This is a genomic window from Thiobacillus sp. (assembly GCF_030696885.1).
Taxonomy (GTDB): Bacteria; Pseudomonadota; Gammaproteobacteria; order Burkholderiales; family Thiobacillaceae; genus Thiobacillus.
The window spans coordinates 53,629-74,167 of sequence record NZ_JAUYRI010000010.1 but is presented as its reverse complement, the minus strand read 5'-3'; the positions used below and the strand labels follow the sequence as shown (position 1 = coordinate 74,167).

Genomic DNA, 20,539 nt, shown 5'->3' with positions numbered 1-20,539 from the left:
GACACAATGTTTAATTATTCGATCAAATACGTCACGGGCGCCGCCCCACTTTCGCCTGTTGGCTTAAATGACGCTGATCAAATGAACCTAGTGCATTTTCTGCACATTGGAAAATGTGCTGGAACCACGATTAGATCACTCATCAATTCCGTGAATCAGAATAGAAGCCAAATGTTGATAATGGCGCACGGGCACAGAGTTGTACTTTCAGATATTCCGCCTAAAGCCCGCTTTTTTTTCTCGATCCGAGATCCGATAACGCGTTTTTACAGTGGTTTCTACAGTCGTAAAAGAAAAGGTCAGCCTTATCTATATGTTGAATGGGGGGAGGGGGAAAGAAAAGCCTTTGCTCGCTTTCCTGAGGCGAATGATCTTGCAGAAAGTCTTTTTGACAATTCTCCCGTCGGGCTTCAGGCGTTCTCTGCAATGCAATCTATAAGGCATGTCAAGCAGCCTCAGTATTCGTGGTTTCCTGACCTTGAGGAAATATTCGACAGCCGTCCTCCGATCTGTATTCTTAGGCAAGAAAACCTTGAAGCCGACGTTCGCTATCTTGGAAAAGTGTTGGATCTTCCTAAAGACATAACCCTGGAAACGGATAATGTCAGGGCTCATAAAAATGATTACTCTGCAACCCCGCCTCTAAGTAGTCGTGCCGTTGAGAACCTCAAGCGCTGGTATGCGGCCGACATTAATTTTTACGCTTTAGCCACTTCCTGGGTGGAGCGAAACCAGAAATAACGGAACGGGCCTTTTGTGGCTTATTTGTACTAGTTTTTTGAGAGAGTCATGTAAAACTGAGGTTTTGCTGACATATACTTATGCGGCGAGAAACCTGAAAACCCATTAAGTATATTTATTTAGTACAAATTAAATCAATAACCCATAGGATAGGAGGAGACGATGTTGAAAACAAAATTGTCAATTGCGCTAACGCTGGTTTTGGCTCCCGGCTTGGTCCACGCTACCAACGGCTATTTTTTACCTGGATTTGGCGTGAAATCGCAAGGAGCGGGTGGTGTAGGCATTGCGTTGCAGGCAGATTCCCTGTCGCAGGCAGCCAACCCGGCCAACCTGATCGGCACCGGCATGCGAGGCGACTTGGGCATGACATTGTTTAATCCCGAACGTTTGTCGGCAACGGGCGCTGCAACCGGGTTGCCGGCTGATCCTGACGGACTGGCTGGGGGATTTAACTTCGGTACGGCGGGGCAGTTGGCAACCGGTGCTTCGCAAAGCGGGAACCGACTTTATCTGATGCCAGACATGGCATTCAGCATGCCTCTGTCGGAAAAGGTCAGCGTGGGGCTTGCAGTTGTAGGCAATGGAGGCATGAACACCACCTACAAAGAGAACATTTTTGGTTTGGGTGGCGGAGCAAGTGGGGAAATTAGTACTGGAACGGCAAAATGGGGAGGGAGAAGAGACGCGCTGGGTATTGATCTGATGCAGTTGCTTGCCCCTGTTTCCGTTGCCTATCAGGTTGTGCCTGATCATACTTTGGGCGTGTCGCTGAATCTGGCGGCCCAACGTTTCAAGGCTAAAGGACTGGGTCAATTTGTTTCATTCGGTATCACTTCGGATAATAAGCACATGACCAACAACGGTTACGATTATTCATACGGAGGCGGTGTGCGCTTGGGGTGGCTCGGAAAGTTTGCCGATGACAGGGTGTCAGTAGGGGCAACTTGGGCATCGAAGACTTATATGACCGAATTCGATAAATATAAGGGGTTGTTTGCCGAGCAGGGTGATTTCGATATTCCAGAAAACTATGGTTTAGGTATTGCGATCAAGGCCACGGATCGTTTAACGGCAGCATTTGACGTGACACGAATTATCTATTCAGGGGTGAAAGCGGTCAGCAACCCTGGGCCGGGCATCGACGGCGGATCGGGCGTGGCCCAAGACTTCATCCTGAATGAAATTGCTGCTGCTGGCGGTAATAATTCTACACATCCGATGGCACTGGGTCAGGATGACGGCATGGGATTTGGATGGCAGGACATGACGGTCTATAAGTTGGGTGTGATTTATGATGCAACTGACCGGCTGACCCTGCGGGCGGGTTACAACTATGGCAGGATGCCAGTCCGTATCGATCAGGCTGTTTTTAGCGCACTGGCGCCTGGCGTAACTGAACACCATTATTCGGCTGGCTTTACTTACCAGATGAAAGGTGAACTGGACTGGGAAATTTCTGGCGCCTACATGTACGTTGCCAATAAGGAAGTCAGATCAAATCAGCAGGCTGTTGTGGATCAGGTGTGGTACAAGATGCATCAACATGTGCTCGGAATTGGATTGGGCATTAAATATTAATTTGTGTTCTGGTCCGGGAAAAAGCCCGTTTTAATAACGGGCTTTTTTCTTGTTAAAAGTTTGCTCTCAATTCGATATCAGTAGCATGGATGGCGCCTGTATAAAGTTTTGCGCGGGCGCCATTCATATTTTCGTTCCATCTGTGACGCGGCACGCGACCTGCTTTTTGTATTCCTGCGGTGCGCTTGGTGTAACATTCGTACCACATAATTTCGATAATTCGGATTGCGAGGAAGACAATGATGCAAAGCTACAAGAAGCTGTATTTTCCCCTATTGATTGCTGTGCTGGCTGCCGGTTGCGGCGACAAGAAAGACGAGGCCGCAACGGACGAAAAGGCCCCCACCCAGGTGGCGGCCAAGATCAACGGCACCGAATTGACGGTGCATCAGGTGAATTACGCGTTGCAGCGCATTCCCAATCTGAATGCGGAGCAATCCAAGGCGGCTTCGCTGCGGGTGGTGCGCAATCTGGTGGAGCAGGAGTTGCTGGTCCAGAAGGCGCTGGAAGACAAACTGGATCGCGATACCAACGTGGTACAGGCGCTGGATGCCGCACGTCGCCAGATTCTGGCCGAGGCTTACATGGGCCGCAAACTGGGCACATCGGCCGAGCCGACCGATGCCGAGGTGTCGGGCTATTTTGAGCAGAACCCGGAATTGTTTGCCCAACGCAAAATTTATCGCCTGCAGGAAATCTCGATCAAGGCGCCAGAGGACAAGCGCGACGTGATCCGTGCACAGTTGGAGGCGTCGAAAACACTGAATGATTTCGGCACATGGCTGAAGGCCGAGAACTATGAGGTTAAAGCTGCGCAGGGCGTGAAACCGGCTGAGCAGCTGCCGCAGGCGATGCTGCCCCAACTGGCTAAAATGCCGGACGGCCAGGCGATGGTGATGAACACACCCGATGGCCTGCTGGTTATCGTGCTGGCCGATTCGCAGACACAGCCGGTGACGCTGGAACAGGCCAAGCCGGCCATCGTTCGCAAGCTTAAAGTCGAAGCCCGCCAGAAGGCCGCCAAGGCCGAACTGGATGCGCTGAAGGCCGCGGCCAAGATCGAATACATGGGTGAATTTACCGATGCGGGCAAAGAGGAAGCAACTCCTGCTGCGGCGGCAGAGCCCGCTGCTGCCACTACGCTCGAAGAGCCCGATGCTGATGCCGATGCGATCAGCAAAGGCATTTCCGGTCTTAAGTAAAAGGCAGGTCCAGGAAGCAAGATACAAGATTCAAGAAGGCTGCTGGCGGGCGGCGTGCCGCACGCTTCGCATGACCTTGAATCTTGAGTCTTGAATCCTGGCGCGCGTTCCATGTTCATGTCCCCCATCTTCGTCCGCAGCCTGCCGTTCGGGCTCTACATCGCCCTGCTTGCGCTGGAAGGCCTGTTGCCCGAATGGCAGCCGGACTTCGACGTTCGCCTGTTGTACCCGGTGAAGGCGGGCCTGGTCGCACTGGCGCTGGCGGTGCTGTGGCGCCATTACACCGAACTCAAAACCTGGGGTCTGCCGCTGCGGCACCTGCTGCTGTCGGTGGGTGTGGGTGTCGTGGTGCTGGTGCTGTGGGTCAATCTGGATGCCGGCTGGATGCTGATGGGCGAGGTGGGCGAAGGCTACAACCCCACCGACGAGGCCGGCCGCATCGACTGGTGGCTGGTGGCCTTTCGCATTGCCGGTGCCGCGCTGGTGGTGCCGCTGATGGAGGAATTGTTCTGGCGCTCGTTTTTGCAGCGCTGGGTGCAGCAGCCCGATTTTCTGACGCTCGATCCGGCCCGTGTCGGCCTCAAGGCATTGCTGATCGTCAGCGCGCTGTTTGCCGTGGCACACCTGCAATGGTTTGCCGGGCTGATCGCCGGCCTGATCTATGGCTGGCTGTATATCCGCACTCGCAACCTCTGGGCGCCGATCATCGCGCACGCCGTTACCAATGGCCTGCTGGGTGCGTATGTGGTGACGACTCGGCAATGGGGTTTCTGGTGAAGCACGCGCTGCCGCTTGCCGGATTGGCCGTGGCATTGGGCGCGCTGATGGTTCCGCCCGCGATGGCGAAGGAGGGCGATACCTTCCGGCCGTTCGTCTCTTACACGCGCTATTACGACAGCAACCTGTATCGCCTGGCCGAGAGCGAGAAAAACCTGGTGCCGCAGCTGTCCGACCAGTACAGCGTGCTGAGTGCCGGGCTGAACGTGGATTGGCAACCCGGCCGCCAACGCATTACCGCCAGCGCAGCCAAGAACCTGGTGCGGTTCTCGCGCTATTCCAATCTGGACTATGACGGTTCGGACTACCAGCTGAGATGGAACTGGCGGCTGGGCAACTACTGGTCGGGCCTGGTGGGCGCAACCGAAGGCGTCACCCAGAGCAGCCTCAGCGATCAGCTGGGTTTGCCGGTCAACAACACGGTCACCCGCGAAAATCGCTTTGCCAACGCCGAGTGGCAGTTTCATCCGCGCTGGCATGTGGGCGTGGGGGCGGCGACGGCAACGTCGACCAATAGCACCTCACAGCTGGCACCAGCGGATTACGAAGACCAGAGCATATCCGCAACGCTGGGCTACACCACACCCAAGGGCAGCAAGCTGCGCGCCCAGTTGCGGCAAGTGGATGGCGAATACCCCAATCGTCCGGTCACCTACGTTGACCGACTCTATACGCAGACCGAGTACAACCTGCTGGGCGACTGGAGCCTGACCGGCAAGCTGACAGCGCGCGGCAAAATCGGGTATACCCAGCGCGAGAACGACACCCAGTCCCAGCGCGACTTCTCCGGGCCGACGGGGCGCGTTTCCGTGGATTATTTGCCGACCGGTAAAACCATGCTGACCTGGGCGCTTTATCGTGAAATATCAAACACGGACGATCTGAACGCCAGCTATCAGTTGAACACCGGCACCAGCCTGGGCGCGGCCTGGCTGTTGACCTCCAAAATCACCCTGCGTGCCAATGGCAGTTTCGAAAACCGCACCTCCGAAGGCGACACCGGTGTCGTGACACCCGGGCTCGTCCAGCGCGACGAAGACACGTTGAGCGGTTCGCTTTCGCTGAGCTATGCCCCGTTGCGCATGGCCACGATCGATGTCGGCCTGCAGGCCGGGCGGCGGGATTCCAACACTCCCGACAACGATTACACGTTTCGTTCGGTGTTCGTCAGTGTGCGGGCTGATTTTTAGTCGCCGCACTGCGAAATGAAGCGGGCATGGGTTTTGCAGGTGAGACGGGCTGGCCGCTGAGCGGTTTTGACTATAGACAAGGATAAAATGCGCTTTCTGGGCGAGAGCCTGGGTGCATGATGTGGAATGCCAGGTTCCTGAATGCTGTACTACAGAGGTTGTGCGGACTTTCTCTGTAACTTGAATCTTGTAACCTGCACCTTGATCAATTTGAAGCAGGAGGGCAGTCGTCCAAGTAACGGCCGCCGATTGGAGAGAGTAATGACGAAGTTGTGGCGTAGTGTTTTGATGATGTGCGTGTTGCTGCTGGCGGCGCCGGCATGGAGTGCGGATAACGACTACCGCATGGGCACCGGCGATGTGTTGCGCATCACGGTGTATGGGCAGCCCGACCTCACCACCGAGGCACGAGTGGGCGAAAGCGGCAACATCACCTTTCCGTTGATCGGCGAAGTCAAACTGGCTGGCACCACGCCTGCCCAGGGCGAAACTGAAATTGCACAGCGACTGAGCAAGGGTGGATTCATCAACGAGCCCTTCGTCACGCTCAACGTGGTGCAATACCGCAGCCAGCAGATTTCGGTGCTGGGGCGGGTGAACCGGCCGGGCAAATTCACGCTGGAAAAAGTCAGCCGCATCTCTGACGCGCTGGCCTTGGCTGGCGGCATCGTCCCGGACGGATCCGACGTGGTGACCCTGGTGCGCACCCGCGACGGCAAACCCGAATACCGCGAGATCGATGTGATCGCACTCTTCAAGCCGGGTGGCGAAGCCAGCAACGAGCTGGTGCAGGACGGTGACATCATCAACGTGGCACGCCAGCCGATGTTCTACATCTATGGCGAAGTGAACCGGCCCGGCGCGTTTCGCCTGGAGCAGGATATGAACGTGGTGCAGGCCCTGTCGATGGGTGGCGGCGTCAACGCGCGCGGTACACAGCGAGGCATCCGGATCCTGCGCCGCGACGGGAACGGCGCCATGCAGGAACTGGAGGCCAAGCTCGCCGATATGGTGAAAAAGGACGACGTGATCTACGTCAAGGAAAGCCTGTTCTAAGGGAACGTCGCAATGAACTTCACTCAATTTCTGCTGATTCTGAACGCGCGCAAGTGGGTCATCCTCGGTGTACTGCTGGCCACCGTGGCCGTCACCGCCGCCGTGAGTCTGCTGCTGCCCAAGCAATATACGGCGTCCACTACGCTGATCATCGATTCCAAGAGCAAGGACGCCGTGACCGGCCAGTTGTTGCCGTCGCAAATGTTTCCCGGCTACATGGCTACGCAGATCGACATCATCAACAGCAGTCAGGTCGCGAACAGCGTCGTGCGCGATCTGAAGCTGGCAGAGAATCCGGCCACCCGTGAGCAGTTCATGAATGCGACCAAGGGCGAGGGCACGATCGAGCAGTGGCTGGGCAACCTGCTGTTGCAAAATATCAGCGCCGAGCCGTCGCGCGAATCCAGCATCATCTCCATCGGTTTTACCGGTTCCGACCCGCGCTTTGCCGCGATCGTCGCCAATGCCTTTGCCAAGTCCTATATCGAAACCAATCTGGACCTGCGTGTGGCGCCCGCGCGGCAGACCGCTGCCTGGTTCGACCAGCAGATTATTCAGCTGCGCGAGAAAGTCGACCAGGCGCAGCAAAAGCTCACCGCGTATCAGCGCGAGAAGGGCATCGTCGAATCCGAAGAACGACTTGACGTCGAAACCCGTCGCATGGCCGACCTGGCCGGGCAGATGGTGGCCGCGCAGTCGGCCTCGTTCGATGCCAGCTCGCGCACCCGCGACAGCGCCAGCCTGCCCGAAGTCATCAACAACCCGGTGGTGCAAGGCTTGAAGTCGCAAGTGGCGCAGGGCGAAGGCCAACTGGCCATGCTGGCCGAGCGCGTGGGCGCCAACCATCCCGATTTCATCCGCCTGCAGGCCGAGGTGAACAGCTACAAGGCCAAGCTCGCCAATGAGCTGAACACCGCCAGTCGTGGGGTCGGCGCCACGGCTGGGGCTGCGCGCCAGCGCTTCAACGAACTTTCGGGCGCATTCGACCGGCAAAAAAGCAGGGTGCTGGAACTGAAGCAGCAGCGCGAGGAGGCCTCCCTGCTGGCCCGCGATCTGGAAAATGCCCAGCGCATCTACGATTCCGCGCTGCAGCGCTACGGCCAGAGCCGCATGGAAGCGCAGTCGACGCAGACCGACATTGCCGTGCTGAATCCGGCCGTTACGCCCACCCGTGCATCCAAACCGCGCGTAATGTTCAATCTGGTGCTCGCCGTGTTTTTCGGCACCCTGCTGGGCGTGGGCCTTGGCTTCCTGGTCGAACTGCTCGATCGTCGAGTGCGTTCGGGTCAGGACATCGTCGCAGCGCTCGAAATACCAGTGTTGGCCGAAGTCACGAAAAACAGCCGTGTGCTCGAAATTCTGCGCAGACTTTTCCGCCGCAATCGCGCCATGATTGCCTGAGCAATCGTACCCCAAACGCATAAGTCGAGGTTCACATGAATTCTTTCATAAGCACCAGTGAGCAGGACCGAATCGCCGAGGCGGTCACCAGTATTCGCGCCGATGCCAACATCGGCAAGCTGCTGCGGGATGCCGGCAAACTCAAGCCACAGGACATGGAGCGTGTGCTCCAATTGCAGCAGAAGGAAAACCTGCGCTTTGGCGAAGCCGCGCAAAAACTGGGTCTGGTCAGCGAGGCCGACATTCAGCAGGCGCTGTCGCATCAGTTCGAATACCCCTATATTCCCGCCGCCGAAGCCAGCCTCAGCCCCGAACTCACCGCCGCCACCGCGCCCTACAGCAAGGAGGCCGAAGCGCTGCGGTCGGTGCGCTCCGAATTGTTGCTGCGCTGGTTCAAGGACGGCCGCAAGACGCTGGCGATCGGCAGCGCACGCGCCGACGAAGGTTCGAGCTACCTTGCTGCCAACCTGGCGGTGCTGTTCGCGCAAATGGGCCGCAAGGTGCTGCTGATCGACGCCAACATGCGACAGCCTCGCCAGCACGACATCTTCCACCTGGGCAACGGCATGGGGCTGTCCGATATCCTGGCCGAGCGTGCATCCTCGCTGCAAGCACATACCATCAAGCCGTTCCAGACGCTGTCCGTGCTGCCGGCCGGATCGCCGCCACCCAACCCGGCCGAACTGCTGGCGCGACCGGCATTCGGCGCGCTGTTGTCCGGGCTGGAAACCAGTTACGACATCATCCTGATCGACACTGCACCGTCGCAGCTCACATCGGATTACCAGTTGGTCACGGCGCGTGTCGGCGGCATGCTCATCGCTGCGCGCCGCAACGTCAGTCGCATCAATCCGCTGTCCGAGCTGAAGGAAAAAATCACCCTTTCCGGCGCGCAGGTCGTGGGCGCCGTCGTCCTGGATTAACCACATGAATACGCTTGTCCCGCGCGCTTCTGTTCTCGATGCACTGGTCCCCCTCAAAGCCTGGTGGCCGATCGTGCTCGGCCTGCTGGTGCTGTATGTGCCCACCTACTGGATGCTGGCGCATGGAATCTGGAATTCGGACGACTACGCACACGGCCCCATCGTGCTGGTGGTCACGCTGTACCTGATCTGGCAGCAGCGTGCCGTGTTCATGCACGATGCCAGCCGCGTTCCCGGGCGCGGCGAAGCTTTCGTCGGTTGGGTTTTGCTGGTGTTTGGTTTGCTGGCCTATGCTGTGGGCCGCTCGCAGGACATCATCATTTTTGAGATCGGATCGCAAATCCCGGTCATCCTGGGCGTGCTGCTCGTCACGCTGGGGATGACCGCCGCGCGAGCGTTGTGGTTTGCGCTCTTTTTCCTGCTGTTCATGGTGCCGTTGCCGGGCTTCTTCGTCGACGCGGTCACCGGCCCGCTCAAGAATTACATCTCGATCATCGCCGAGCAGATCCTGTATGCCGCCGGCTACCCCATCGCGCGCAGCGGCGTGGTGCTCACCGTGGGGCAATATCAGTTGCTGGTGGCCGATGCCTGCTCCGGCCTGCATTCGATGTTCAGCCTGTCGGCCATGGGCCTGCTGTATTTGTATCTGATGCAGCGCACCAGCGTCGCGCGCAACCTCATCATCATGGCGGCCATCATCCCGATCGCCTTTGCCGCCAACATCGTGCGCGTGATGGTGCTGATCCTAGTCACCTACCATCTGGGTGACGAAGCCGGGCAGGGCTTCCTGCACGGATTTGCCGGCATCATGCTGTTCGTCATCGGCCTGCTATTCCTGTTCCTGCTCGACTGGGTGCTCGGCTTTATCTTTCCAGACCGTCCGCGCGCACGCGCCTGAATCATGGAGACACGCATGAAATTCATCAGCTTCAAGCATCTTGTCATCGGCCTGTGCATGTTTGCCGGAGCGGGCCTGGCGCTTGCGCTCAAGCCCACGGACAAGCTGGTCGGGAGCGGACCGGAGATCAATCTGGAAACCCTGATTCCGGAGCGGCTCGGCGACTGGAAAATCGATCAAACCATCGTAATGTTGATCTCGCCCGATCAGCAACAGGCCCTCGAAGAGGTATACAGCCAGACCTTGACCCGAACCTACATCAATAGCGCAGGCAAGCGGATCATGCTTTCCCTTGCCTATGGCGGAACCCATGGTGAAGGCATGCAACTTCACCGCCCGGAAAACTGTTATCCCGCTCAGGGATTTCAGTTGGTTACCGACACCCAGGCCGTGATCCTGCCCACCCAATATGGCGAACTCCCGATCAAACGTCTGGTGGCTGCGCAGGGGTCACGCAACGAGCCGATCACCTACTGGACGGTTGTGGGAGACCAACATACCCAGTTTGGCTGGCGCATGAAGCTCGCGCAGATGCGCTACACCCTGACCGGCGTCATTCCGGACGGCATGCTGGTGCGCGTGTCGTCGATCGACCGCGACGAGACAGGCGCATACGAAATCCAAGCTGATTTTATCCAGGCGTTGCTTGCATCCATGAACGACGCCGAGCGGGAGCGCATCACCGGTAAGTTCAAATCCTGACGGTGTGAACGCCAGGCCGCTTCACGACCGGGAGCGATAAAGATAATTTTGGAAACCAGACAAGACAACCATGACTAAAAAAGCCCTCATCACCGGCGTCACCGGCCAGGACGGCGCCTACCTCGCCGAATTCCTGCTGGGCAAAGGCTACGAAGTCCACGGCATCAAGCGCCGCACGTCCCTCTTCAACACCGACCGCATCGATCATCTGTATCAGGACCCGCACGAGACCGGCCGCAAGTTCATCCTGCACCACGGCGACCTGACCGACAGCTCCAGCCTCATCCGCATCATCCAGCAGGTCCAGCCCGACGAAATCTACAACCTCGCCGCGCAGTCGCATGTGGCAGTGAGCTTCGAGGAACCCGAATACACTGCCAACTCCGATGCCCTTGGCGCGCTGCGCATCCTCGAAGCCATCCGCATCCTTGGCCTGGAAAAGAAAACCCGCTTCTATCAGGCGTCTACCAGCGAACTCTTCGGCCTGGTACAGGAAACCCCGCAGAAGGAAACCACCCCTTTCTACCCGCGCAGCCCCTACGCCTGCGCCAAGCTCTACGCCTACTGGATCACCGTCAACTACCGCGAGGCCTACGGCATGTATGCCTGCAACGGCATCCTGTTCAACCACGAATCCCCGATCCGCGGCGAAACCTTCGTCACCCGCAAGATCACCCGTGCCCTGGCCCGCATCAAACTCGGCCTGCAGGACTGTCTGTTCCTCGGCAATATGGATGCCAAGCGCGACTGGGGTCACGCCAAGGACTACGTCGAAATGCAATGGCTGATGCTGCAGCAGGACCAGGCCGAAGACTTCGTCATCGCCACCGGCGTGCAGTACTCGGTCCGGGACTTCGTCAACGCTGCTGCCAAGGAACTCGGCATGGCCATCCGCTGGGAAGGCCAGGGCGTCGACGAGAAGGGTTATGACGCCCATGGCAAATGCATCGTCGCCGTCGACCCGCGCTATTTCCGCCCCACCGAAGTCGAAACCCTGCTGGGCGATCCCAGCAAGGCCAAGAACAAGCTCGGCTGGACCCCGAAGATCACGTTTGACGAACTGGTTTCCGAGATGGTGCGCGAAGACCTGAAGGCGGCCGAGCGCGACGAACTGGTGAAGAAGCATGGCTACAAGGCCATGGACTATCACGAGTAACGGCAGATACAAGATTCAAGGGGCAAGATTCAAGAAACAATGGCCAGATTTGAGGAACTGGAAGTCTGGAAGAGGGCAGCGCGTCTAAGTGCTGATCTTTATAAAGCGTTTGTCGACCTGAAGGATTTTGGGTTTCGTGACCAGATTACGCGCGCAGGTTTGTCGATCCCCTCGAACATCGCAGAGGGTCACGAACGTGGATCGAACAAGGAAATCGCCAACTTCCTGAACTACGCAAAAGGCTCGGCAGGCGAACTCAGAACGCAAATTTATATAGGGATGGATATTGGTTACATAGAACGGGAACAGGGAAGACGCTGGCTGGTTGAAGCGGAGGAAATCTCCAAAATGCTTCATGCCCTAATAAAAGCCATTCGCGCTCGAGCATCCTGATCTTTGAATCTTGCACCTTGAATCTTGAGACTTGAATCTTGAACCTTGAATCTAAAATCTACATCGCCGGGCATCGGGGTCTCGTCGGCACCGCACTGCAACGTAGCCTGCGGGACAAGGGGTTCGAGAACTTTGTTACCCGAACGCACGCCGAGCTCGACCTCACCAGTCAGGCGGCAGTAGAAGAATTTTTCGCTTCCGAAAAGCCCGCCTATGTTTTCCTGGCAGCCGCAAAGGTCGGCGGCATCCATGCCAACAACACCTACCCCGCTGAATTCATCCGCGACAACCTCGCCATCCAAACGAACATCATCCACGCCGCGTACACGAATGATGTGAAGCGCCTGTTGTTTCTGGGATCCAGCTGCATCTATCCGCGGCTGGCCCCACAGCCGATGCAGGAAGCACACCTGCTGACCAGCGAACTGGAGCCGACCAACCGGCCCTACGCGCTGGCCAAGATTGCCGGCATCGAAATGTGTTGGGCCTACAACCGGCAGTACAAAACGCAGTATCTGGCGGTGATGCCGACCAACCTGTACGGCCCCGGCGACAACTACCATCCGGAAAACTCCCACGTCATCCCCGCGCTCATCCGCCGCTTTCACGAAGCCAAATTGGCAAATGCACCGAGCGTGACCGTGTGGGGCACCGGCACCCCTAAGCGCGAATTCATGTATAGCGAAGACATGGCCGACGCCTGTGTCTACCTGATGAACCTGCCGGATGAGAAATTCGTCCCGCTGCTGGGGCAGGACCGCAACGATGGTTTACCGCCGCTGATGAACATTGGTGTTGGTCACGATCTCACCATCCGCGAACTGGCCGAAGCCGTGGCTGCGACGGTGGGCTACCAGGGCACCCTGGAATTCGATTCGACCAAACCCGACGGCACGCCGCGCAAGCTGATGAATGTCGACCGGCTGAACGCGATGGGGTGGAAAGCGAAGACCGACATGCGAACCGGGCTTGCGACCGCTTATCAGGATTTCTTGGCCAGCATCAAGCAGGCTTGAGCACGAACATGCGTGCGCAGGCTTTTACGGGGACTCAATCGATATCACGAATTCACTGTGAGGTCGTTTCAACTTCGGCTTCATGCCAGCCGACATTCAGCGGAACTTGTTCGGGACAGCCAGGCCTGGCGTCCTGATCGAGCCAGCCCCGCACGTCACTGTTGCCATGGCACCCGCAACCCCGCCGCCACCTTTGAGTGATCCCCGGCCGACTGGTCTGGCTCAGCGCAGCATCGGTGCGCTCAAGTGGAATTACCTCGGAACAGGCGTCAAGGTCACCAGCCAGCTCATCATCGGCATCGTGCTGGCACGTCTGCTGGGCCCCGAACCCTTCGGCCTGATTGCCGTTGCCTGGCTCATGCTCGGACTGGGCAATCTCATCGCCGATTCGGGGCTGAGTGTTGCGCTTATCCAGAAACAGACGATTTCTGCACGCGACATTTGCTACGTCTTCACCCTGCAAATTCTGGCAGGGCTGGGTCTGACCCTGTTGGCCCTGATGGCTTCGCCATGGATCGCTGCTTTTTTTGGCCGCGCCGACGCGGTGCCTGTCCTGCGCTGGATGAGCCTGCTGTTTGTGCTTCAGGCGTTCGGCCAGACCGCCACCGCCTTGTTGCGCCGTGACCTGGACCACAAACGGGTTCAGCTTTTGCAGGTATTCAGCTATCTGGCCGCGTATCTGTTGCTAGGACTGCCGCTTGCCTTTTCGGGATGGGGCGTCTGGGCGTTGGTCATTGCCCAGCTTACGCAGACCGTTCTTTACTCGGCCGCGGCTTACCTGAGCGTTCGTCACTCGCTCACGCCCACATTCCGTGCCGAGCAGTCCGGTCTGTTCCGGTTCGGCTCCAAAGTCCTTGGCAGCAACCTCACCAGCTGGGGAATCAGTTATTTCGATTCGGCGATCATCGGCCGCATGCTGGGCATGGTCGACCTGGGTTTTTACAACCGCAGCATGAATCTCCTTGCATCACCGATGAATGCTGCGGTATCCACGCTGCAGGGCGTGCTGCTGCCTTTTTACTCGCGCCTTCAAGGCCGCACCGGCGATGCGCGCGACACCTATCTGGCCACGATTTGTTTTCTGTCCGCCATACTCGCGCCGGCCTTTGCGGCCATCGCGGCGATTCCGGAAACGACCATGCTGGCCGTATACGGTCAGCAATGGCAGGCGGCCGCCGTGCTCATCACCCCCCTTGCGCTCGCCATGCCCATTAATGCCATGCTCGCATTGGGTGGGCCGATGATGCAGGGTATGGGCCGAGCCGGCATGGAGGCCGTATCTCAGGGCGTCGGACTCATCGTGCTGATCATTGCCGTGATCGCGGCTGCCCGCATTTCGCTGGCAGCCGTGGCGTGGGCCGTGCTGGGTGTTTACCTGCTGCGTGCCTGGCTGGTGACGCGACTGGCCGCCGGTTTGGTCTTCGCGCCGGCCAGCGCATTTCTACGCGCGTTGGTGGGCCCCTTGCTGCTGGCCGTGCTGGCCTTTTCGCTTGCCTGGTCGGCCGATCATTGGCTGGCCGCCTCGCTGTCGCACCCGGGCGTGCGTTTTATCGTGGTGATGGGTGCGGCCGCGATCACCGTCATGTTCGCCATCGGATTGTGGGGCCGCTGGATTTTCTGCGCCGAAGCGAAAACGCTCATGCACAAGGCTCGGCCGCATTTGGCCCCCCGCATGGGTAGCCTGCTGTTGCGCTGGAGTGGCACATGACGCCCCCCGTGATCCTGGTCGCCAGCCTGTTGCCCGAGCACGGGTATTGCGGCGTGCAGACGCATGCGCGCGCCGTCTCTGGATTTGCGCGCAGCCAGGGCTACGAAGTGAGACTGGTCGAGCCGCATCAGGTCAACCGCTGGATACGCAGGCTCCCGTCCCTGGTAACGCGGATGCTGAGACGGCTCGACCCGGAAAAAGCCGTTCTGTGGCACCGTGCGCTTGCGTTCCGTTACTTGCGTTTCCGCTTGCGGAAAAGCTTGCGTGAACTGGAAGGCCGGCCGGTGGTGATTTATGCGCAGGACCCGCTGAGCGCACGCGCCGCCCTGGCCTTGCGGCACGAGGGATTCGACTTTCGAGTCATCGCGGTCCTGCATTTCAACATTTCCGAGGCTTACGAGCATCAGCTCAATGGCCAGACCCGCGAAGGTGGGGCATTGTGGCGCAGCCTGATGCGCATCGAGCAGGCGGTCCTGCCTCAGCTCGATAAGCTCATTTTCGTATCCGACTACATGCGGCGCATCGTGCTGGCGCGCAATCCTGCGTTGGCAAATGTCGACGTCGCCGTCATCCCAAACTTTCCGGAGCATGCTGTCGAGCGTGCAGCCAAGGACCAGCCCTTGCGCGCGGACATCATCTCCATCGGCACGCTGGAGCCGCGCAAGAATCAGGGCTATCTGCTGCAGGTTCTGGCAGAAGCCAAGCGGCTTGGATACCGCTACCGCCTTACCCTGGCAGGCGATGGCCCCAGCCGCCCCGAATGGGAAGCGCTAGCAAAGCAGCTTGGCGTCGCGGACCAGGTCGAGTTTCTGGGATATGTGGCCGGAGCATCCAGCCTGCTCCCGGCACATCGCGTTTATGCGCATGCGGCGCAAATGGAAAATCTGCCGTTGACACTGATTGAAGCGCTGGCTTGCGGCCTGCCAGTTTTTGCACCGGCTGTCGGTGGCATTCCGGAGGTATTCGACGATGGGGTGGACGGCATTGCCTGGCTGTTGAATGACGCCACGGCATGTGCTGAAAAGCTGATCGAAATACTTGAAGACCCGCGCATGTGGGAGCGCATGTCAAAGGCTGCAAGGCAGAGCTATCAGGTTCGGTTTTCTCCCGACGTGCTGGGACCGCAATGGGTGTCGGCCATCACTACTGATCTATCGTCGGTTGAATCAGAACGCGCCACCTCGGCCACAATGGAAATGAAAACGACATGAGTTACACCCTTGGCATGACCGGTCCCATCAATGTGGCCGATTTCCGTGAATTCATCGACCCTGCGCAATGGCGCGACGATTTGCCCAAAGGGCAGGGCGGAACGCCGGTGAACCTGCTATGCCGTGAATTGCTCAAGCGCGGCCAGAAACTGGTGGTGTTCAGTTGCGATGCGGCAGTCAAGGATGAAATCGTGTTGCAGGGCGACAACCTGCGCCTGTGCCTTGGGCCCAAGGGGGTACGGCCGGCGCGCAATTTCTTCAGGGTCGAGCGCGACTATCTGCAACGGGCCATCGCCCGAGAGAAGCCCGATATCGTCCATGCGCAGTGGACGTATGAATATGCAATGCCTGTTCAGATCAGTGGCATTCCGCATGTAATTACCGCGCACGATACCCCCCTGCGCTACCTGTGGCACAACTTCATTCCCTATCGAATCGCACGTACGCTGATGGCTTATCGCGTGATCAGCCGCGCGAGGCGAATTGTTTCAGTGTCGCCTTACGTGGATGAGCATTTGCGCAGATACATGTTCTACCGCGGCGCCACAGAGGTCATTCCGAATGGCATGCCGGAGCAGGTATTCGTGCAATCGGCCGTGTCGAATTCAGGGGATAGTCCTTTGACGTTTGCCTCCATCCTCGTGGGGTGGGGAGCGTACAAGAACGGCCATGTTGCGATCGAAGCGTTTGCAAAACTGCGCAAGAAATTTCCTGATGCGCGTTTCCTCATGTTTGGTGCCGGGCATGGGGCGCAGGAAGCGGCGGCTCAATGGGCGCGTGAGCGCAACCTGGATCAGGGGATCGAGTTTGTTGGTCAGTTGCCATACAGCGCGCTGATGGCGAGGGTTGGCAGTGAAGTCGATGTGCTCGTACACCCCTCGCTCGTCGAGGCGCAGCCGATGGCGCTGATCGAGGCGATGGTGCGCGGAATTCCGGTCATCGGCGGCGAATCCAGTGGTGGCGTGCCATGGACGCTCGATCATGGCCGCGCCGGCCGGCTGGTCGATGTGCGTTCGTCCGATGCGGTTGCGCAGGCCATGCTGGAATTTGCAGCCGACCCGGAACTGCGTCGTGGCTATGCCGAAAAGGGGCTGGCGTTGGCGCGGGAACGTTTTCACATCGCATCCGTGGCGGATGCCTGGCAAGTCGTATACGACCAGTTGGCGGTGGGGCGATGAGCAAACCGCTGCGCGTGCTGCATGTGTTGGGCGAATTGAAGCCTTCCGGTGCGGAGACCATGCTGGTTGCGGCCGCGCCGCTGTTTCAGGCTGAAGGCGTCATGCTGGACGTGCTGTCCACCGGCGCCACCACCGGGCCGTATGCCAGGCGTTTCGTGGATGCAGGCTATCGTCTGCACCATCTCCCGTTCTCGCGTTCGCCCGGATTTTTCATCAAGGTGCGGCGCCTGATGCAGGCCGGGCAGTACGACGTGATCCATCTGCATGTCGAGGCCGCCAACTTCTGGTTCGGGCTGGCTGCGCGTTCCGTGCGACCGGCCGTCGTGCTGCGTACCGTTCACAACGCTTTTGCCTTCACGGGCAATTTGCAATGGCGCCGAGGTATCCAGCGGCGCCTGTTGAACCGGCTCGGCGTGCGGCATGTTGCCATCAGCGCATCCGTGCGCGATACCGAACAACGCCATTACCGGCTGCCCACGACGCTGATCTGGAACTGGTACAACAGCCTGCGCTTTACCGCGACACAAGCCGAGGTGCGTGCCGCTGCCCGCGCCCAATTCGGGCTGACGGACACGGATTTCGTCATCGCCAGCATTGGAAACTGCTCGCCGATCAAGAATCACACCGCCGTAATAGAGGCCATGGCGATGCTGCCTGCCGATACCCGACCGGTTTATCTGCATGCGGGGATCGAGGAAGATGGCCAGCCAGAACGCGCACTCGCGCAGCGTTTAGGCGTGGCCGACCGGATTCATTTTCTGGGTGGCATGGGCGATGTGCTGCCCCTGTTGCAGGCAGCCGACGCGTACGTCATGCCCTCGATATACGAAGGCTTTGGCATCGCCGCCATTGAAGCCCTGGGCACCGGATTGCCCGCGTTGTTCTCCGATGTGGCGGGTCTGCGGGATTTTCGCGAGGATTTTCCTCACCTGGTTTATACCGGCACCTCGGCTGAAGACGTCGCCGCGGGGATCAAGGCGCTCATGGGGATGCCATTGGATCAACGCAAATCCATCTGCGCCCAGTATCCGGCCATCGCACAACGCCGGTTTGGTATGGAACGCGGTGTCCGCGAATATCTGGCGCTGTATCGTCATCCCAATTTGCATGCCGCTGCGATGAGTCCGCAATCGGCCAGAGGGGGCACCCATGCTTGAGTTTGTCTACACTTTGCTGGGCGGCTTTTTTACCGCGCTGCCCTTCATCATTGCGCTGTTGTTCGCGCTGGGCTTGGTGTTCCTGGTCGCTGGCCTGTTCATGACGCCGCTTGTGGGCGCGGCGGCGATCCTGCTGCTGTTTCTGGTGGAAACAGTGAACGTCTATCTGTTCGCATTCAAGGTGGGGATCTCTGTGTATCCGCAGGATCTGCTGTTCATGCCCATGGCGGGGGTGGCATTGATCCGACTGATGCGGCCGGGGGCCGTGTCGCGGCTACCTAAATCGCTGTGGGTGCTGACCGCAGTGATGACAGTGGCATTTATGTGGGGGCTAGTTAAGAACGGGACGATTGCGGGCGTCGAGTTCCGCAGCGATTTTTATTTGATGACCGGGCTTTTCTATTTCTCAAGTTTTGACTGGCCTCGAGAGCGGGTCGCGAAGATGCTGGGTTGGCTATTCCCGGTCATGCTAATGATCATGCTGGTGGTCTGGTACCGCTGGCTTGCCGACACCATCGGGCTCGACTGGGTGGAACCACTGTGGCGTTATACAGACATAACCGGGGTAGCGTTGCGGGTCATCAATTCGCAGCAAACCTGGATGCTGGGACTGGCGGTGATTTTGCTGGTTTATGCCATGGCAGCGGGCAATAGTCTTGCGCGTTGGTACTTCACGCTGCCTTTGCTGGCACTAACGGTTGTGGTGTTGCAGCATCGCTCGGTGTGGGTGGCGGCTTTTCTCCCGGCGCTGCTGGCCTTCTTTATTGTGCGGCAGAGTCAGGGAAAGCTGGCTAGTCGCATGCTGGTGATCGTTGCGGTGACGGCGGCCATCGCAGTCCCGTTTCTGGCCACAGGCAAGTTCAGCGGCGCCACCTCATCCGTGGCCGACCTGGCCGTCAAGGCCACCAGCACGACGGAAGGTACATTCGTTGGTCGAGTCCAGGGCTGGGATTCCCTGCTCAAGCAATGGGCCGGCTCGGGGCCGCGTACCTGGGTGATCGGCGATCCGTATGGAAGCGGGTTCAAGCGCCCGGAAGGGTACGGCGGCAAGGAGATCGCCTATGCGCCGCACAACTACTACGTACAGCTTTTGCTGCGCCTCGGACTGGTGGGTTTGCTGGCGTTCCTGGCCTTCAATGTATACCTCTTCCGCGGCGCCATCCGGCTGGCAGGTGGGCCGCACGACAACCTCACGGGCTATGCCATGCTCGGCGTCCTGATGTCCTTTGCGCTCTTCAACATACCCTATTCGCCCACCTACACGCAGGGCTTGTTCCTTGGCGTCATTCTCGGCCTGATTCTGCAATATCAGCAGAAGCCCATTGCCAACGAGAAACCTGCGAGTGTCAGCAGCGCCCAAGCTGCGGGGAACACGGTGCCATGACCACGCTGGTGGCATTGATGGCCTGCCATAACCGGCGCGAGAAAACCCTCGCCTCAATCGAGCGTTATTACGCCTGCGATTTGCCGGCGGGCTGCACGCGTAACCTGATGCTGGTGGACGACGGCAGCACGGATGGCACCGCCGACGCTGTGCGCGCGGCGTTTCCCGATGTCATCATCGAACAGGGCGACGGCAGCCTGTTCTGGAATCGCGGCATGCTGCGCGCCTGGCAACGCGCCCTGCCGCTGGAACCGGACTATGTGCTATGGCTGAACGACGATACCCTGCTGTACCCGCAAGCGCTGGCCAGCCTGCTGGAAACCGGGGCCCGCCTACGCGCCGAGACGGGGCAGCCGGGTATCGTCGTGGGCTCGACGGACAACGATGCCGGCGAACTCAGCTATGGGGGGTCGGTGCCGGCATCGCCGCTCAACCGGCTCAAGATGCGCAAGGTCATCCCCGGCGATATACCCCTGCCTGCGGTGACCATGAACGGCAACTGCGTGCTGGTGCCGCGCGCCGTGTCTGATCGCATCGGTCTGCTCGACAGCATTTACCGGCATGCCATGGGCGACAATGATTATGGTTTTCGTGCCCACAAGGCGGGCATCCCGATCTGGGTGATGCCGGGCTATGCAGGGCGCTGCAACAATGACAACCACGTGGCAGGCGGCTTTAACGACCGCAGCCTGCCGTTGCGAACGCGCTGGAAGAAAATCACCTCGCCCAAGGGATTGCCGTTCGATTCCTGGCGGGCCTTGTGCAGCCGGCATGCCGGCCCCGCCTGGCCGCTGGTCTGGCTACTACCCTACGCAAAGCTGATCCTGAGTGCCGCGACGCAGCGCGCACCCGGCTCCCGCTGACA

19 protein-coding genes are annotated in these 20,539 nt (G+C 59.0%); all 19 read left to right on the top strand.

The features are described 5' to 3' along the window. Positions 1–6: 6 nt before the first annotated feature. The 19 genes from Q8R61_RS04990 (at position 7) to Q8R61_RS04900 (ending at position 20,537) form a co-directional block, all read left to right on the top strand. On the top strand, positions 7–741 hold the full coding sequence (locus tag Q8R61_RS04990) for a sulfotransferase family 2 domain-containing protein (protein ID WP_305534847.1): 735 nt from the start codon (positions 7–9) through the stop codon (positions 739–741). Positions 742–903: 162 nt separating this feature from the next. Next, entirely contained in the window at positions 904–2,322 is a 1,419-nt protein-coding gene (locus Q8R61_RS04985; RefSeq protein ID WP_305534845.1) for an OmpP1/FadL family transporter, read from the top strand. 239 nt (positions 2,323–2,561) lie between these two features. Further along, the gene (locus tag Q8R61_RS04980; RefSeq protein WP_371133557.1) at positions 2,562–3,524 is read left to right on the top strand and encodes an EpsD family peptidyl-prolyl cis-trans isomerase; all 963 of its coding nucleotides are present in this window, start codon (positions 2,562–2,564) and stop codon (positions 3,522–3,524) included. A gap of 111 nt (positions 3,525–3,635) precedes the next feature. Continuing rightward, a complete protein-coding gene (locus Q8R61_RS04975) occupies positions 3,636–4,301 on the top strand; it encodes a CAAX prenyl protease-related protein (RefSeq protein ID WP_305534841.1) in 666 nt (221 codons plus the stop codon). Further along, a complete protein-coding gene (epsL, locus tag Q8R61_RS04970; protein ID WP_305534839.1) occupies positions 4,286–5,491 on the top strand; it encodes an XrtB/PEP-CTERM-associated polysaccharide biosynthesis outer membrane protein EpsL in 1,206 nt (401 codons plus the stop codon). The genes Q8R61_RS04975 and epsL overlap by 16 nt, the downstream gene beginning before the upstream one ends. Positions 5,492–5,752: 261 nt before the next feature. Continuing rightward, a complete protein-coding gene (epsE, locus tag Q8R61_RS04965; protein ID WP_305534837.1) occupies positions 5,753–6,547 on the top strand; it encodes a polysaccharide export protein EpsE in 795 nt (264 codons plus the stop codon). A gap of 12 nt (positions 6,548–6,559) precedes the next feature. Beyond that, positions 6,560–7,948, top strand: coding sequence for a chain length determinant protein EpsF (gene epsF, locus Q8R61_RS04960; RefSeq protein WP_305534835.1), 1,389 nt, complete (start codon positions 6,560–6,562; stop codon positions 7,946–7,948). A gap of 35 nt (positions 7,949–7,983) precedes the next feature. After that, positions 7,984–8,871: a chain length determinant protein tyrosine kinase EpsG gene (epsG, locus tag Q8R61_RS04955; protein ID WP_305534833.1), complete on the top strand. Its 888-nt coding sequence runs from the start codon at positions 7,984–7,986 to the stop codon at positions 8,869–8,871. A gap of 4 nt (positions 8,872–8,875) precedes the next feature. After that, on the top strand, positions 8,876–9,769 hold the full coding sequence (gene xrtB, locus Q8R61_RS04950) for an exosortase B (protein ID WP_305534831.1): 894 nt from the start codon (positions 8,876–8,878) through the stop codon (positions 9,767–9,769). Positions 9,770–9,784: 15 nt separating this feature from the next. Next, positions 9,785–10,471: an exosortase-associated protein EpsI, B-type gene (gene epsI / locus Q8R61_RS04945; RefSeq protein WP_305534829.1), complete on the top strand. Its 687-nt coding sequence runs from the start codon at positions 9,785–9,787 to the stop codon at positions 10,469–10,471. Between the two features lie 70 nt (positions 10,472–10,541). Then, positions 10,542–11,627 carry a GDP-mannose 4,6-dehydratase gene (gene gmd, locus Q8R61_RS04940; RefSeq protein WP_305534827.1) on the top strand — a complete coding sequence of 362 codons (1,086 nt, stop codon included), beginning with the start codon at positions 10,542–10,544 and terminating at the stop codon, positions 11,625–11,627. Positions 11,628–11,666: 39 nt separating this feature from the next. Beyond that, positions 11,667–12,020, top strand: a complete 354-nt coding sequence (locus Q8R61_RS04935) for a four helix bundle protein (protein WP_305534825.1) — start codon at positions 11,667–11,669, stop codon at positions 12,018–12,020. Positions 12,021–12,058: 38 nt separating this feature from the next. Further along, entirely contained in the window at positions 12,059–13,036 is a 978-nt protein-coding gene (locus tag Q8R61_RS04930; protein ID WP_305534823.1) for a GDP-L-fucose synthase, read from the top strand. 166 nt (positions 13,037–13,202) lie between these two features. Next, on the top strand, positions 13,203–14,744 hold the full coding sequence (locus tag Q8R61_RS04925; protein WP_305534821.1) for an oligosaccharide flippase family protein: 1,542 nt from the start codon (positions 13,203–13,205) through the stop codon (positions 14,742–14,744). After that, positions 14,741–15,955, top strand: a complete 1,215-nt coding sequence (locus tag Q8R61_RS04920) for a glycosyltransferase family 4 protein (RefSeq protein ID WP_305534819.1) — start codon at positions 14,741–14,743, stop codon at positions 15,953–15,955. The genes Q8R61_RS04925 and Q8R61_RS04920 overlap by 4 nt, the downstream gene beginning before the upstream one ends. Next, a complete protein-coding gene (locus tag Q8R61_RS04915; protein ID WP_305534817.1) occupies positions 15,952–17,133 on the top strand; it encodes a glycosyltransferase family 4 protein in 1,182 nt (393 codons plus the stop codon). Before Q8R61_RS04920 ends, Q8R61_RS04915 begins: the two co-directional genes overlap by 4 nt. Beyond that, the gene (locus Q8R61_RS04910; protein ID WP_305534815.1) at positions 17,130–18,290 is read left to right on the top strand and encodes a glycosyltransferase; all 1,161 of its coding nucleotides are present in this window, start codon (positions 17,130–17,132) and stop codon (positions 18,288–18,290) included. The genes Q8R61_RS04915 and Q8R61_RS04910 overlap by 4 nt, the downstream gene beginning before the upstream one ends. Continuing rightward, positions 18,283–19,674 carry an O-antigen ligase family protein gene (locus Q8R61_RS04905; RefSeq protein ID WP_305534813.1) on the top strand — a complete coding sequence of 464 codons (1,392 nt, stop codon included), beginning with the start codon at positions 18,283–18,285 and terminating at the stop codon, positions 19,672–19,674. The genes Q8R61_RS04910 and Q8R61_RS04905 overlap by 8 nt, the downstream gene beginning before the upstream one ends. Next, positions 19,671–20,537 carry a glycosyltransferase family 2 protein gene (locus Q8R61_RS04900; RefSeq protein ID WP_305534811.1) on the top strand — a complete coding sequence of 289 codons (867 nt, stop codon included), beginning with the start codon at positions 19,671–19,673 and terminating at the stop codon, positions 20,535–20,537. The genes Q8R61_RS04905 and Q8R61_RS04900 overlap by 4 nt, the downstream gene beginning before the upstream one ends. Positions 20,538–20,539: the final 2 nt, after the last annotated feature.